Source organism: Enterococcus avium ATCC 14025 (genome assembly GCF_000406965.1).
Lineage (GTDB): Bacteria > Bacillota > Bacilli > Lactobacillales > Enterococcaceae > Enterococcus_A > Enterococcus_A avium.
In genome coordinates, this window is the sequence record NZ_KE136367.1 from 12,238 (window position 1) to 27,035 (window position 14,798).

12 protein-coding genes are annotated in these 14,798 nt (G+C 39.0%); 2 read left to right on the forward strand and 10 right to left on the reverse strand.

All coding sequences use genetic code 11. The features are described from left to right. The 3 genes from OMU_RS19415 to pth all read right to left on the reverse strand — a co-directional run bounded on the left by OMU_RS19415 (position 1) and on the right by pth (position 5,736). On the reverse strand, positions 1–1,563 hold the full coding sequence (locus tag OMU_RS19415) for a putative polysaccharide biosynthesis protein (RefSeq protein ID WP_016181562.1): 1,563 nt from the start codon (positions 1,561–1,563) through the stop codon (positions 1–3). A 39-nt stretch (positions 1,564–1,602) separates the two neighbouring features. Then, positions 1,603–5,115 (reverse strand): transcription-repair coupling factor, encoded by a 3,513-nt coding sequence (gene mfd, locus OMU_RS19420; RefSeq protein ID WP_016181563.1) that lies wholly within the window; start codon positions 5,113–5,115, stop codon positions 1,603–1,605. A 63-nt stretch (positions 5,116–5,178) separates the two neighbouring features. Beyond that, positions 5,179–5,736 (reverse strand): aminoacyl-tRNA hydrolase, encoded by a 558-nt coding sequence (pth, locus tag OMU_RS19425; protein ID WP_016181564.1) that lies wholly within the window; start codon positions 5,734–5,736, stop codon positions 5,179–5,181. Positions 5,737–6,095: 359 nt separating this feature from the next. Here pth and OMU_RS19430 point away from each other — a divergent pair, with 359 nt between their 5' ends. Both OMU_RS19430 and OMU_RS19435 read left to right on the forward strand, forming a co-directional pair. After that, entirely contained in the window at positions 6,096–7,076 is a 981-nt protein-coding gene (locus OMU_RS19430; protein ID WP_016181565.1) for an L-lactate dehydrogenase, read from the forward strand. 206 nt (positions 7,077–7,282) lie between these two features. Beyond that, positions 7,283–8,689 carry a L,D-transpeptidase family protein gene (locus OMU_RS19435; protein WP_016181566.1) on the forward strand — a complete coding sequence of 469 codons (1,407 nt, stop codon included), beginning with the start codon at positions 7,283–7,285 and terminating at the stop codon, positions 8,687–8,689. Positions 8,690–8,787: 98 nt separating this feature from the next. Here OMU_RS19435 and OMU_RS19440 read toward each other — a convergent pair whose 3' ends face one another. The 7 genes from OMU_RS19440 to rpe all read right to left on the reverse strand — a co-directional run bounded on the left by OMU_RS19440 (position 8,788) and on the right by rpe (position 14,656). Beyond that, positions 8,788–9,510 carry a YebC/PmpR family DNA-binding transcriptional regulator gene (locus OMU_RS19440; RefSeq protein ID WP_016181567.1) on the reverse strand — a complete coding sequence of 241 codons (723 nt, stop codon included), beginning with the start codon at positions 9,508–9,510 and terminating at the stop codon, positions 8,788–8,790. A 73-nt stretch (positions 9,511–9,583) separates the two neighbouring features. Next, a complete protein-coding gene (locus OMU_RS19445; RefSeq protein ID WP_016181568.1) occupies positions 9,584–10,087 on the reverse strand; it encodes a VanZ family protein in 504 nt (167 codons plus the stop codon). Positions 10,088–10,150: 63 nt separating this feature from the next. Then, positions 10,151–11,596, reverse strand: coding sequence for a C40 family peptidase (locus OMU_RS19450; RefSeq protein ID WP_016181569.1), 1,446 nt, complete (start codon positions 11,594–11,596; stop codon positions 10,151–10,153). 226 nt (positions 11,597–11,822) lie between these two features. After that, entirely contained in the window at positions 11,823–12,353 is a 531-nt protein-coding gene (gene mreD, locus OMU_RS19455) for a rod shape-determining protein MreD (RefSeq protein WP_016181570.1), read from the reverse strand. Beyond that, positions 12,350–13,210: a rod shape-determining protein MreC gene (mreC, locus tag OMU_RS19460; protein WP_016181571.1), complete on the reverse strand. Its 861-nt coding sequence runs from the start codon at positions 13,208–13,210 to the stop codon at positions 12,350–12,352. Before mreC ends, mreD begins: the two co-directional genes overlap by 4 nt. A gap of 157 nt (positions 13,211–13,367) precedes the next feature. Then, positions 13,368–14,006: a thiamine diphosphokinase gene (locus OMU_RS19465; protein ID WP_016181572.1), complete on the reverse strand. Its 639-nt coding sequence runs from the start codon at positions 14,004–14,006 to the stop codon at positions 13,368–13,370. Then, a complete protein-coding gene (gene rpe, locus OMU_RS19470; RefSeq protein WP_016181573.1) occupies positions 14,006–14,656 on the reverse strand; it encodes a ribulose-phosphate 3-epimerase in 651 nt (216 codons plus the stop codon). Before rpe ends, OMU_RS19465 begins: the two co-directional genes overlap by 1 nt. Positions 14,657–14,798 lie beyond the last annotated feature (142 nt).

Sequence of the window (14,798 nt, forward strand, 5' to 3'; positions counted from 1 at the left end):
TTATCTCCTTTTCCAATTTATTCTCAATAATTTACTTCCAAATGGCAACATCAGCCATTCTCGAATGGTTAATAAACGTAAGTGGATAGCAAGGATTAGAAAAGCGCTCCCTCCTATCAGTACACCAAAAACAGCAGCCACTAATGCCAAACTCCTTTTATAGACCATTCCAAAAATAATGTTGATACCGCCATAATAACATAAGAGCACTACTACCATGCCAGTTAAACAAATAAAAAGTTTTCGCATAAAATGACGCTGAGTCCCATAATTCCGTATTTCATGATCACAGGCTAAATGCAAGATAAGTAAAGCTACCGCTAATCCTAATAATGTCGACAGGCTGGCTCCAACTGTACCAAATTGTTTTGTCAGCCCTCCCGTGGTTACCATTTTTATTAATAGTCCAGCTCCTGCCGCCTGTAGTGAACTACGATATTCGTTTTGACTTTGTGCAATACTTTGATAAGCCTGTACCATTGCCATCAAAAAAATCGCAAAAACAAACAGGACTAGAGGACTATTCCCTTGATAATCTTTGAATAGCGCATAATTCACATAAGGAAGCAGCATAGCTAACCCGATCGAGGCTGCTGCACCAATCGCACAAGTCAAACGCAAAAAAATCTGACTCGTTTTCACAAACATTCCACGATCCCGACTAATCAAATACCGCGTAAGTAATGGTAAAAAACTAGAACTCAAGGCTAAGGCTATCACTAAACCTAATTGAACCAACGGCTGACCCCGATCATAAATTCCTTTTGCTAACTTTGCACCATGTTCGCTTAGTCCAAAATCAACTAAGGCTTTTTTTACGGTAAAGGAGTCGATCAATTGAAATAAAATCAATAGACCGCTGTAGATCGTCATCAAGCCTCCCTCAAGTACTAATCGTTTTCCTAGCGTTATCATCTTTGTGCCAAAAACCGGTACTCTTCGTAAAAGACTCGTTCCTAAAACCTTTCTTCGGTAATACCACAAAACTAGAACTGCCGCAATTCCGCCAACCAAAGCACCAGACATCGCTACTTTTCCCGTGTAGTAAACATCCCAGCCAAATTGCTTAAATGACCAAGCAGCAACTACGATCACACAAACACGGATCAATTGCTCCAACACTTGTGATACAGCTGTCGGCACCATTAATAATTTTCCCTGAAATTCTCCTCGAGTAATCGAGAGGAAAGGCATAATAATAAAAGTAAAGGACACCACTTGAATCAAGGGCGCTAAATTTCTGTCTCCCATCCAATTTGCTAATGGTTGAGACGAGAAAAAAAACAACGCCCACAAGATTAAACCAAAAGCACTGATCAAAGGAAACAGCTCTTCCAGTGCTCGACGCTGTTCTCTAGGTTCTTTTTGCTCTGCTACATATTTTGAAATAAACTGTGGCAAACCTGACAACGCCAAAGTCATGGCAATACCATAAATTGGATAAACCTGCTGATACACATAAAAGCCTTCATCACCCGCAAAGTTTTGATAGGGTACACGATAAATAGCGCTCAATAATTTTGCTACAAAAGATGCGGCAGTTAAGACAAAGGCCCCCTGCATCATCACTCGCATTTCTTTATTCGCCAGTGCCTCCACCACCTATTCTTTGTATTTTTGTTCTCGTAATGCACGAACAAATTTGCTGATCTCTCTTAGCCAAATCGCTTCGTCCATCGTTTTTTCAACTACTAGTTTTATGACCATATGATCCTTTTCAACGCCTAAAGTTGCTTTCATCTTCGTAGCGCTCAATGCTTCGAATAGCTGTTCAACTTTATATGCTTTCGTCCCAACCTTGCTTAAAGTAAAGATAATCTGCTGCTGACGTTTTTGGATACTTTCAACTAGCGCACGATCACCGTCCATCTTGATTTGTCCGATGTTTAACAAGTTCGCTACTTCATCTGGATAATCTCCGAAACGGTCCACTAAATCAGCTTCTACCTCGTCTAGCATCTCTATACTTTCTAACTCACGAATCCGTTTATAAATTTCAATTTTTTGTCGTTCATCTTCGATATAAGTTCCCGGAATATAGGCATCAATCCCTAAGTTGATTTCGACGGAAGTACGTTCAACCTGGGTATTTTTCCCTTGCTTACGGTCGACTGCTTCAGACAACATTTGTGAATACATATCAAATCCGACCGCATCAATGAAGCCATGCTGCTGCGCTCCTAAAAGATTTCCGGCGCCACGAATTGATAAATCGCGCATCGCAATTTTAAAACCCGAACCTAATTCAGTGAAGTCTTTAATTGCTTGGAGCCGTTTTTCACTGACTTCATTCAAGATTTTTTGTGGCTCATACATAAAGTAGGCATAGGCAATACGGTTGCTTCGACCAACCCTTCCACGTAATTGATATAATGTTGACAGCCCCATATAATCGGCATTCTCAACAAACAATGTGTTAACATTTGGAATGTCGACACCTGTCTCAATAATCGTTGTAGTAACTAATATGTCGTATTGTCCATCAATGAAATCCATCAATGTATTCTCCAATTGAACTTCTGTCATTTGCCCATGAGCAAATCCTATTTTTGCGTCAGGAACTAACATTTGCAGTTCTTCCACTTTCCGTTCAATTGTCTCTACTCGATTATAGAGATAAAACGCTTGTCCACCACGTGCCATTTCACGTTCGATTGCTTCGCGGATTGCGCCAGGATTCGTCTCCATTACATATGTTTGGATCGGATAACGATTTTCTGGCGGCGTTTCGATTACGGACAGATCACGCACACCCAACATCGACATATGCAATGTTCGAGGAATCGGTGTCGCCGTCAACGTTAACACATCAACTTGTGATCGCAGCTGTTTCAACCGTTCTTTGTGTTTTACCCCAAAACGCTGCTCTTCGTCAATAATCAACAAGCCTAAATCAGCAAACTGCAAATCCTGTGATAAAAGCCGATGAGTTCCCACCACGATATCGATTTGTCCTGTACGGATTTGTTCGATTGTTTCATTCTGTTGTTTTTTTGTACGGAAGCGACTCAGCATCGCTACATTAACGGGAAAATTCTCGAACCGTTCCGTCATTGTATCAAAATGCTGCTGAGCCAGAATCGTCGTTGGTACAAGAAACGCAACTTGTTTGTTTTCCTTGATTGCTTTAAAGGCTGCGCGTAATGCTACTTCGGTCTTACCGAAACCGACATCCCCAACTAATAAGCGATCCATTGGGCGAGCTTTTTCCATGTCGTGTTTGATCTCAGCAGTGCTACGCAGCTGGTCATCTGTTTCACTATATGGAAAGGCGTCTTCAAACTCTTTTTGATATTCATCATCCGGACCAAAGGCATAGCCACGTTCTGCTTCACGTTTAGCGTAAAGCTCAATCAAATCATCTGCGATATCTTCGATTTTTTTCGATACTTTACTCTTGGTTTTCGACCATTCACTACCGCCTAATTTATTAATCTTCGGCGGTTTCGCCTCAGAAGAGACATATTTTTGAATTAGGTTCAATTGGGTCACTGGAATGAATAGTTTATCATCTTTTTGGTATACAATTGACATGTAGTCTTGATGGACTCCATCGATCTCAATCGTCTCCATCCCAATGTATTTACCGATACCGTGATTGGCATGAACAACATAGTCTCCGGCTTTTAATTCATTATAACTCTTTAGGCGTTCTGCATTGGAGATTGTCTGTCTTCGAGCCCTCTTTTTTGTGACTTTTTGAAAGATTTCACGTTCTGTTACTACAACTAATTTGTCCTGCGGTAATTCAAATCCATTCGTCAAGCTACCTGTAACAATCTGGGTCTGACCAATCAATAATTGATCAGGAGTCGTTTGAACTGCTTTGATTTCCACATCATGAAATTCCTGAGTCAGCTTTTCTTGCCGTTCTTGGTCAGATACAAGGAATAATACCGTTTGTTCTTGCTTTTGCCAACGGTCAACTTCTGTTTTTAATAACGGCATTTGTCCAAAAAATTGCTGCATTGATCGGTATTGGAAATTATGGATCGCTTCAAAGCGTAAATTCCCCATCCCTTTTTGAAATAACGAAAAGAAGCTAGTCACTAACTTACTCTTTTTGATTAGGTCATGAGCATTCATACCAAAAGTTTGATCAGAAAAAACACGCAATTCTTCAATCTTTTGCGTATGCCATTCGGCCTCTTCCCGCTCCATTTCGCGTTGTGCTTCCATCATACGAGGATAATCGTCGACAAATAGCTGTGCATCTTTGGCAAAATGATCCAGTAGTGAAATTTTTTCCTCGTATAATAAATCTGTGTAATACTTAGCTTGCTCTGTCGGAATACCGTCTTCCCAAGAAGCAATTAATTGTCCAAAATAGTCATTTAAGAAATTGTAATCTTCTTTATCTTTAGTGACGGCCAAACGATTTTGCAAGAGCTGGTTTACTTTTAAAGCCCCTTGTGCCAAATCGTGTGCAGAAAAAACTAGATCAGTCGTTGGTGTAATCCATACCTCATTTAGATTCTCTACCGAACGTTGAGTCTCTGGTTCAAAATAACGTAATGAATCAATTTCAACATCGAATAGCTCTACCCGAACAGGATATTCTGTCGTTAAGGGATAAATATCAATAATACTTCCTCGCATGCTGAATTCACCAGGTTTACCAACCATTGTTTGACGTTCATATCCCATCAATACTAAACGCTGCGCTAAGTTCTCTAAATCAACCTCACTGCCAATTTTCCAGTGTAATTGGTTTTCTCTCCATGTCTCGATTGAAGGTAGATATTTACGTAGAGCAGCAGCAGGCACAACGTATATTCCATTTTCTCCTTGTGATAGAGCCTGTAAAGTAGAAACACGCTCAGCGCGTGCTTCTGGTGACGCAAAGGCCATCTCAGCTGAAAGCACCTCATCCACTGGGAATAAATGAACATCCTCGACAATCTGCCGTAGCTCATCAGCAAGTTGATTACTGTAATAGAGATTCGGAACAACTACTACTGTTTGTTTTTCTTCCGCCTGATGTGTAGCAGCCATTACCAAAGCTTTCGCCGAACCTGAAAGTCCAATCAGCAATTGCCGCTTTGCTTTTTCTTCTAAATTAGACTGCCATTCTTTTACTAGTGGCAACTGATTTATAATTTCAATCAAATTCATTTTCTTACTCCTTATCTACTTCTAATCTTCAAAATTCTGAATAACGTTGAAAAAGAATCAGCTTTAATTAAACCGATTCATCGTTTTTAAAAAATCATTACCTATAACAAAATCATCCGCTGCATCAGCCGCACGAGCAACACTATCCGCGATTGTCATTTCATCTTCTTTTCCAAATGTGCTCAATACATGATTTACCACTGTTTTTCCATTTGGACGACCGATACCAATCTTGATCCGATTGAACTCTTGCGTCCCAATATGTGAGATGATACTTTTTAATCCGTTATGCCCACCCGCACTGCCTTTTTGTCTCAAGCGCAGTTTGCCAAGATCCATATCCAAGTCATCTGCTATGACAACTAATTCCTCTAGATAGACGCCGAAATAGGTCATTAACGGACCAACTGCTCGACCGGATTCATTCATAAAGGTCATTGGTTTTACCAACAATACTTTCTCCCCATCTACGAAATAATCAGTCACTTCTGCTTCAAAAGCATTCTTTTTGAAAACTGCACCATGCTCCGTCGCCAATCGATCCACAACCATAAAACCAACGTTGTGTTTTGTATTTTCATATTTTTTTCCTGGATTTCCCAAACCTACGATCATTTTCATATTGTTTCGCCTCGTTCTTTTAGATATGTAATTCCTTCTTGTAGCAAAGGAATGTCACTTTTCATCTGCATGACAAAATGCTGGATAGTCAAATGACTACCCAGTCCAAATTTTTCTTTATACAGTATAACACAAACTAACCTGTAGTGACCGTTTTCAGCGCTTTAAGTCTCTTATAAGTTTCTGTTATTTTTGAAAAAAGTTAATAGTACCAGCTTCTTGAGCTATTAACACATGAAGCGTTTTCTTCTGAAACAGCTAAAATAACTGTATTATTAATGAGTAAAATACGTGACAAGTTTCATTAATTAGTGTTATCATTCCTCTGGAAAAACAAATATTAGAAGGGATTGGTACACATGACTGCAACAGCAGCTAGTAAAACCCATCAAAAAGTAATGTTAATCGGAGACGGCGCAGTAGGATCAAGTTATGCCTTCGCTCTTGTCAATCAAAATATCGCTCAAGAAATCGGTATTATCGATATCGATACCAACCGTACACAAGGAGACGCTATCGACTTATCACACGCATTAGCCTTTACGTCACCTAAGAAAATTTATTCTGCTTCTTATGAAGATTGTCACGATGCTGACCTAGTTGTCATTACCGCTGGTGCACCACAAAAACCAGGCGAAACTCGTTTGGATTTAGTTGGTAAAAACCTACGCATCAACAAAAGTATTGTAGAACAAGTTGTTGCTTCTGGTTTTGACGGAATTTTCTTAGTAGCAGCAAACCCTGTAGATATCCTAACTTACTCTACTTGGAAATTCTCAGGTTTCCCTAAAGAACGCGTTATCGGATCTGGTACATCTTTAGATACAGCTCGCTTCCGTCAAGCAATTGCAGAACTAGTAGACGTTGATGCACGTAACGTCCATGCATATATCTTAGGTGAACACGGTGATTCAGAATTCCCAGTTTGGTCACACGCTAACGTTGCTGGCTTGCAAATTTACGAATGGGTCAAAGACAACCCAGAAGTTGATGAAGAAGAATTAGTTAACTTGTTCTTCGGTGTACGTGACGCTGCTTATGAAATCATTGAGAAAAAAGGCGCAACATTCTACGGAATCGCTGTTGCTTTGGCTCGTATCACTCGTGCAATCTTAAATGACGAAAGTGCTGTATTCCCACTATCTGTTTATTTAGAAGGACAATACGGACAAAATGATATTTATATCGGTGCTCCGGCAGTTATCAATGCTAAAGGAATCCAAAATATTATCGAGATTCCATTAAGTGATGCTGAAAAAGATCGTATGGATGCTTCTGCTTCCCAACTTAAAGAAGTTATGGACAAAGCTTTCGCTGATCTTGAAGCTGAAGGAAAATAGACTTTTCACTACCGCAAAGAATCCTCATATTCTTTGCGGTTTTTTTAATATTTGCTAACGTTTCAAGACAAATCACTCGTATTTCGGCTATTCTGTGGTATATTTATACTCGGTATATCATTTAAAATTAGTAGCTATTATATAGATAAAATTGCTTTGATGATTAATGAAGACCAAATACAAAAAAGCCATGAGGAGTTATTTCGATGACAAGAAATGAAAAAAGAAATTCTCGTAGCCGAACACGGATCGGTGTAATTGTTGTTTTAGGTTTATTGGTAGTTTTGGTTGGCGGATACACTATTCGCAGTACATATTATGCTCAAAGGTTTCTCCCAAATACGGTAGTTAATGGAGTAAAAATCAATAATCTTACGGTAAGTGAAGCCAATCGAAAGATTACCCGTGAGCTATCGGACTCACCTTTCCTAATTAAGATTAACAACGAAAATTGGAAAGAAATCAATCGCAAAGATTTAGGCTGGCAAAATGATTATCTGCCCGGTTTAAAAGCATTGCAGAAAAAACAAAATCCTTTTAGCTGGGGCATGCAATTAGTCTCCGCAGCTGAGAAAAAGGATGTTGACGGCAATACCTTGGACGAAACAAAATTGAATGCCGTCGGTGAAGCAGTCCGAGCAGAACTAACTCAAACAAACACAACTCGAACAGCTACAGAAAATGCAAAGGTTACTCGGACAAATGAAGGTTTTGAGATAACCCCAGAAAAACAAGGAAATACAATCGATATTGACGCTGCCGTTGACGCTTTCAAAGAGGCAGCGAAAAACGGGAAACATGATATTGATTTCGATAATTATCTAACTAAACCTACTATCACTAAAGATGATCCTGAGTTGAAAAAAACGATGGACAAAATGAATGCTGTAGCAAAAATCAAAGCGAACTACAACATCAATGGAGAAAATTTCCAAATCCCTACAGCAGATATCAACAGCTGGTTAATTGATGACAATGGTACAATGTCGCTAGACCAAGAAAAAGTTACCGCCTATGTTACTAGTTTAGGTGAAAAATATAATACCAGTTCAAAACCAACTGAATTCAATAGTACTCGCCGCGGAAAGGTTTCTGTTCCGGCAGGTACTTACAGCTGGACTATTAACACTTCAGCAGAAGTTGTAGCTTTAACGAAACAAATCTTAGAAGGTAAAGATTTTACTCGCTCACCAATCGTTACTGGTGCAACAACAGCTGACAAACCTCTAATAGATAAAACGTATATTGAAGTAGATTTGCAAAATCAACATATGTGGTATTACAAAGATGGCAAAGTTGCTTTAGAGACAGATATTGTCAGCGGAAAACCAAGTTCTCCAACGCCTCCGGGTGTCAATTATGTTTGGTCAAAAGAGACCAACAAAACCTTAAAGGGAAAAAATGATGACGGAACAGATTATGCAAGTCCAGTAAAATACTGGATGCCGATTGATTGGACCGGGGTCGGCCTTCACGATTCAGATTGGCAGCCTGAATATGGCGGGGAACTTTGGAAAACTCGCGGCTCCCATGGTTGCGTGAACACCCCGCCTGATGTAATGTCTAGACTCTTCGACATGGTGGAAGTCGGTACACCAGTATTAGTATTTTAGAAACGAAAAACCAGCGAGAATTTCGCTGGTTTTTTTATTCGGCTCAATTGTAATATTAGCTCTAATAATCAAAGCTAGATGATTCGCTGAGTTTATAATTATCCTGCTGAAGTGAACACTTCTGAAACATCGTCATCATCTTCCAACTTCTCAACTAAACGATCTAACTTTTCTTGTTGCTCTTCATTTAATGCAACTGTGGTTTGAGGGATCATCGTCAATTCTGCCTGTGCCAGAGTAAATCCATCCTCTTCTAAGTGATCCCGCACACTGGCAAAATCTTCCGCTGCAGTATATATTTCAAAGACTTCTGGTGAAGTCTCTAGATCTTCTGCTCCAGCTTCTAATACATCTTCAAGCATTGTGTCCTCATCCACAGATAAGCCCTCACGCTCAATAGCGATATATCCCTTTCGATCAAACATATAGTTCACTGAACCAGTTTCTCCCAAATTCCCACCATTTCGAGTAAACGCAACACGTACATTCGTTGCTGTTCGATTACGATTATCGGTTAAAGCATGAACTAATATTGCGACACCACCGGGCCCATAACCTTCATACGTAATCTCATCATAATGTTCACCTTCGCCTGCTGATGTCGCTTTTTTGATCGCACGGTCAACATTGTCATTAGGCATGTTAGCAGATTTCGCCTTGTCTATCACCAAGCGAAGTGCGGGATTTGTACTTGGGTCAGGTCCTCCAGCTTTAGCAGCCATATAGATTTCCCGCGACATTTTTTGAAAGATTTTTCCTCTTTTCGCATCTTGAGCATTTTTACGCCCTTGAATATTATGCCATTTACTATGTCCTGACATGGTACATTCCTCCCATATTTTTGGTCTCTATTATTGTCTACCTGAAACTACTTTCCGTCAAGAATAAACACTATTAGCGCTTTTTACGAATCGTCTGATAAACAATAATAATTAGACAAGCAGTCAGTGCCCCAAAAGAATCTAACATAACATCCTGAAATAATGGTGTTCGTCCACCATTCAGCATTTGATGAAATTCATCTGTTGCGGCATAACCAGTTGCAGCCATCCATGCGAAATACAGACCTAAGACTGATGATTTTTGCTTTAATTTCGGGGATAATCCTAAATATAAGCTGCCACCTAAAATAAAATAAGTCATAAAGTGTGCACCTTTACGAATAAAAAATTCAACAAACTTAACATAACCCTTTGCTGAAATACTTACCTCACTACCTGCATAGTCAAAAGAAATCTTGCTAAAAAAGCCTTTTAGCGGTTCGTTCACTAATACTCTTTGAATTAGACCAACTTGGCTTTGCTGTTGATAGGTCATTGAAGAACTAATAAATAGAACCAGCATCATCAAAACAGCAATACCTAAATAAAAATTTCCATTTTTCAATTGTTTTTGCATTGCATTTCCTCCATTAAAAAAACCGGTACGAAATTCGTACCGGTCACGATTAATTAAATTAGCTTACATACGAACCGCAAAGCTTGGCGCATAGTAACTTACAGAACTTACTGTAACTGTTTCACCTGGTTGTGGTGCGTGGATGTATTGTCCACCGCCCATTGCAATGGCAACATGATACGTTCCACCAGGGCTACCCCAGAAGTATAAATCTCCCGCTTGTGCTTCGCCAACTGAGATACGAGTTCCAGCTGATTCTTGAGGTACTGTCCAGCCACCGATTTCGCGTCCAGTAGCTTGACGGAACACGTATGAAGTAAAGCCAGAGCAGTCGAATCCTGCAGGTGTTTTTCCACCCCACACATATGGCGTACCAATATATTTCATAGCTTCCGCAACTACGCCTGAACCATTTCCAGATGGTGCTGGAGTTGGTGTTGGTGTAGGCGTCGGTGCAGGTGTTGATGGCGTTTGGTTATTCGTTGTTGATGAAGTCGAGCCTTGATTATTTGAATTTGTATTTCCTGTATCAGACTCAGAAGGCGTTGTTGGTGTTGCTCCGCCGCCTTGGAAATTATCTTCATTTGAAGATTCTGTCGCTGAAGAATCCACTGTGCTTGATTGAGTTTGCTCAGTTGAAGAAGATTCTACAGTAGAACTAGAACTTTCAGTTGTAGTCGTGCTAGCCGCAGCTTCTTCTTGCGCTTTACGATCAGCTACCGCTTTAGCATCTGCATCTGCTTTTTCTTGTGCTTCAGCTTCTGCTTTCTTAGCAGCTTCTTGTGCTTCCGCAGCTTTACGAGCTTCTTCTTGAACACGTTGTTGTTCTTTGATAGCCGCTTCTTGTTTTTCTTTCAAACTTGCTTTGTCGCTCTCAGCTGTTGCTTGTTCAGCAGCTAATGTTGTTGTTTGAACATTTAAATCAGCTTGCTTAGCGATCAAATCACCTTTTTGACTTTCTAAAGTCGCTTGGTTAGCAGCAATCTGCTCTTGTTGTTTTTTATTTTCAGCTTGTTTTTGTTCAACTTCTGCTTTGTCCGCTTTTTGTTGTTCAACTAAATCGTTATTTGCTTTAACGATCGTTGTCATTGCTTGAACACGGCTAACAGCATCAGTGAATGATTCAGCATTCAATACTACATCAATAACATTTGTACCTGAAGATTGTTTAACTTGTGTATCACGCGCTTGCTCTTTGATTGCCTCGGAGCGTTTTTCAATACGTTTATCTAACGTTTCGATTTGCTTTTGTAATTCTTGAGATTTTTGTCTTAGAGATTCTTGTTCGTTTAATAGGCCTTGAGCCTTATCGTTAATTGAAGCAACTTCACCTTCTAATGCACTAATTTGTGACTGCGCATCGGTTTGTTGGTTTTGTAAACTTGAAATTTTCGCATCCTGATCTGCAATTTTACTATCAAATTCATCGGCAGAAGCTGCGGCTGGAGCTGCTAATGCGCTTAATGTTACTGAACATACCATTAATGCTGATAACAAACTTTTTTTCACTCTTATGTCCTCCGACTATTTTTTAAGTTTAATTTTAAAGTTTTGATTTTTATTAGACTTTTTTCTAACACATTCATGAGTTTACCACAGCTGTATGTCATGCAGATAATAGCTTTGTTACAAAAACATTTCAATTCACTATTTTTTAGTTACAAATTTTGTCTACAAAAAAACAGAAGAAAATTTCTTCTGTTTTTTTTGTTTATTAAAATAATCGGATTATCCCTTATATACCAAGCTCTTCTTCGGGTGGCCCAATCAATATTTTTTCTAATGGAAAGATTAAAATTACAAATGTTAGAATATTAAAAAGCAACGTTGGGCCTAAATATCGCGGAACAAAAAAATCGCTGCTGACCCCTGTTAGTCCGAAAACAGATTGCAATAATAAACTGATTAATTCAAAGAGCGTTACACTGATTACAACAGTAAAAAAGAGCGTTAAAATATTTTGCTGAATGGTTTTTTTAAAAAAATAAAATACCATGACTAGTAACGGGAAAATCACAGCATAGATTCCAACAACGCCAATATAATACAGATCATACAATGTCCCCAAGACTAAAGAAGTTCCTAATAAAAAACGCTCGTTAACAACACGAGAGACAATCAAAAGGACCAACAGCGCTAAATGTGCGTTTGCAACATAGATATTGTCTGTCCAAGCTGCGATAATTCGTGTGACATGGGCATCTATTAAAAATAAGAAAAATAATAAGAACGGGGTAATATATTTTAGAGTTGTTCTACTAATCATTCTGTCGCTCCCGCCATTCTTTGAATAATCGTTACGACTGAAATATCATACATTTGTGCATAGGGTTTGATGTAAACTTCACGATTTAACCCATAGCTGTCTGGCTTCACTTTTACGACCGTACCGATGGCTAAATCAGCTGGTGAGTTCCCACCTAACCCAGAAGTCTGAACGACGTCTCCTTCTTTAATATCTTGATCACCTGTAATTTCTGACGCAATTAATTGTTGCGCCTTTACATCATACTTACTTAAAACACCAAATGAATTCCCTTTATCTGAACTTATTCTTACCGGAAAATGATTACTGCTTTTATTATCAGAGGTTAATAGTTGAATTTTGGAGGAATGAGCATTCACTTCCATTACTCGACCGATCAAACCTTTTTTGGACATAACCGCCATATTCCCTTCAACTCCGTCACTGCTGCCTTTATCAACAATCAGCATATCTTGCCAAGTATCAGGAGAACGGGTGATAACATTAGCTGTAACTTTTTCATAACTGGTCAACGTTTGATTCAACTCAAGTTCATTTTTTAAACGTTCGATTTCTTGAGCTTGGTTCTTTGTCTGCTGTTTCACCTCATCGTATTGATCAATTTCATTCTTTAGTTTTTGATTTTCGTCATACGTATTAATTAAATTGGAAACAGCTGCTACACCGCTACCAAGCCAACGTCCTGGTGCAGTAATAACTTTATCAACCACGCTGATAGTATCATTAATGGTCGATTGAACAACATTTGTATCACTATCCTTCGCACGATTTGCTGCAGTAATCGATACAGTTGCTACAATAATAATAACAACAATTAGTATGATAATAATATTCTTATTCGGATTAAACTTTCTCACGTAGGCACCTCTGAACGCTATAATATAGAACAAATTTTAACACTAAATGAAGGGATTAAAAAGCTTGGGCGATTGATTTTAGAGAATTTTAGTATCTCTCATAAACAAAAAAAGAAGCAGTGAACTCGTTCCCAAAAAACGATTCAATACTCCTCGATTAAATATCTTTACTTTGTATCACAGCAATCAGACCAGTTGAAAAACTTACCTCAGCATTTCCTGTTAAAAACTCATTGCTAGCTAAGCTAGTTGGCTGTAGAAAATCAACGACGTCAAGTTCATATTTTACATTCTTTAAAGTCAATTTACTTACAGGAGTCAAGCAACAGAAAGCTAGATATTTCATAGACGGAATTTTCTCAATAACATGGTTTCCTGAAGAAATGTAATTTACCGTATTTCCTTTATCTGCTATGGTGATCTGAGACAAAAAAGGTTCAAACCGTGGTTCTAATCCTAACCACAAATTCGCTAATAAGTGATCCAAACGTCCGCCTGTCGCACCAATTAAAGTTACATCCGCTTTAGGATATCGTTCAAAGGTACGAACTAACGCCAATTGTGTATCTGTATCATCCTTTTCAGCAGGTGAGGTTTGCACTTCAGCAACTTGGCTAAACACTTCCTTTTTTTCAGCATCATTTAACGAATCGAAATCGCCAATCGCTAAATCAGGAATAATTCCTCGACGCAAAAGGTATAGATTCCCTCGATCAATTCCGATGATTTTATCAAAATCATTTGAAATAGCAGGCCAGTGATTAGGATCACCGCCTGCCACAAGTAAAGTTTTCATTATTCGATAGCCGTCCGCAGTGCATTGATTTTTTCTTCTGGATTTTCCGCGTCATAGATGTATGAACCTGCCACAAAAACATCTGCTCCAGCTTCTGCACATTTTCTTGCTGATTCTGGCTGAATTCCACCATCAACCTCTATTTCATAACGGTAACCATGCTCTTTGCGCAGCCGGTCTAATTCTGCAATTTTTTCAACTTGACTCTCAATGAATGATTGTCCACCAAAACCAGGATTGACCGTCATCACTAGAATTTGATCTACATCATTTAAAATGTACTTGATTGATTCTACCGGTGTTCCTGGATTCAATACAACACCTGGTTTTACACCTGCAGCCTTGATCATTTGAACCACGCGATGAATATGCGGTGTAGCTTCTACATGAGCCATAATAATATCCGCTCCGGCTTTTGCAAAATCATTGATATAATTTTCTGGATTAGCGATCATCAAATGGACGTCTAACGGTAATTTGGTAACTGGACGCAATGCGTTCACCACAACTTGACCAAAAGAAATATTTGGGACAAAGTTTCCATCCATCACATCGATGTGGATGTAGTCAACACCTGCATCTTCTACCATTTTCACTTCTTCACCTAAGCGTGCAAAATCCGCACTTAAAATCGATGGGGCAATTTTCATAGTCGTTTACTCCTTTTTCTTTTTTAATGTATTTATTTTCCCTTTCAGAAAAAATAAGTCTGATTTTCAAGCCGTATATCATCCAACTAGCGCCCTACAACATTGAAACGTACTAATATTTTTAAGGTCCCCTTTATACAAA

What these genes read in the sequence shown, in the direction of transcription:
- OMU_RS19415 (WP_016181562.1), bottom strand. Translation starts at nt 1,563, where the DNA reads ATGCAGGGGGCCTTTGTCTTAACTGCCGCATCTTTTGTAGCAAAATTA.
- mfd (WP_016181563.1), bottom strand. Translation starts at nt 5,115, where the DNA reads ATGAATTTGATTGAAATTATAAATCAGTTGCCACTAGTAAAAGAATGG.
- pth (WP_016181564.1), bottom strand. Translation starts at nt 5,736, where the DNA reads ATGAAAATGATCGTAGGTTTGGGAAATCCAGGAAAAAAATATGAAAAT.
- OMU_RS19430 (WP_016181565.1), top strand. Translation starts at nt 6,096, where the DNA reads ATGACTGCAACAGCAGCTAGTAAAACCCATCAAAAAGTAATGTTAATC.
- OMU_RS19435 (WP_016181566.1), top strand. Translation starts at nt 7,283, where the DNA reads ATGACAAGAAATGAAAAAAGAAATTCTCGTAGCCGAACACGGATCGGT.
- OMU_RS19440 (WP_016181567.1), bottom strand. Translation starts at nt 9,510, where the DNA reads ATGTCAGGACATAGTAAATGGCATAATATTCAAGGGCGTAAAAATGCT.
- OMU_RS19445 (WP_016181568.1), bottom strand. Translation starts at nt 10,087, where the DNA reads ATGCAAAAACAATTGAAAAATGGAAATTTTTATTTAGGTATTGCTGTT.
- mreD (WP_016181570.1), bottom strand. Translation starts at nt 12,353, where the DNA reads ATGATTAGTAGAACAACTCTAAAATATATTACCCCGTTCTTATTATTT.
- OMU_RS19465 (WP_016181572.1), bottom strand. Translation starts at nt 14,006, where the DNA reads ATGAAAACTTTACTTGTGGCAGGCGGTGATCCTAATCACTGGCCTGCT.
- rpe (WP_016181573.1), bottom strand. Translation starts at nt 14,656, where the DNA reads ATGAAAATTGCCCCATCGATTTTAAGTGCGGATTTTGCACGCTTAGGT.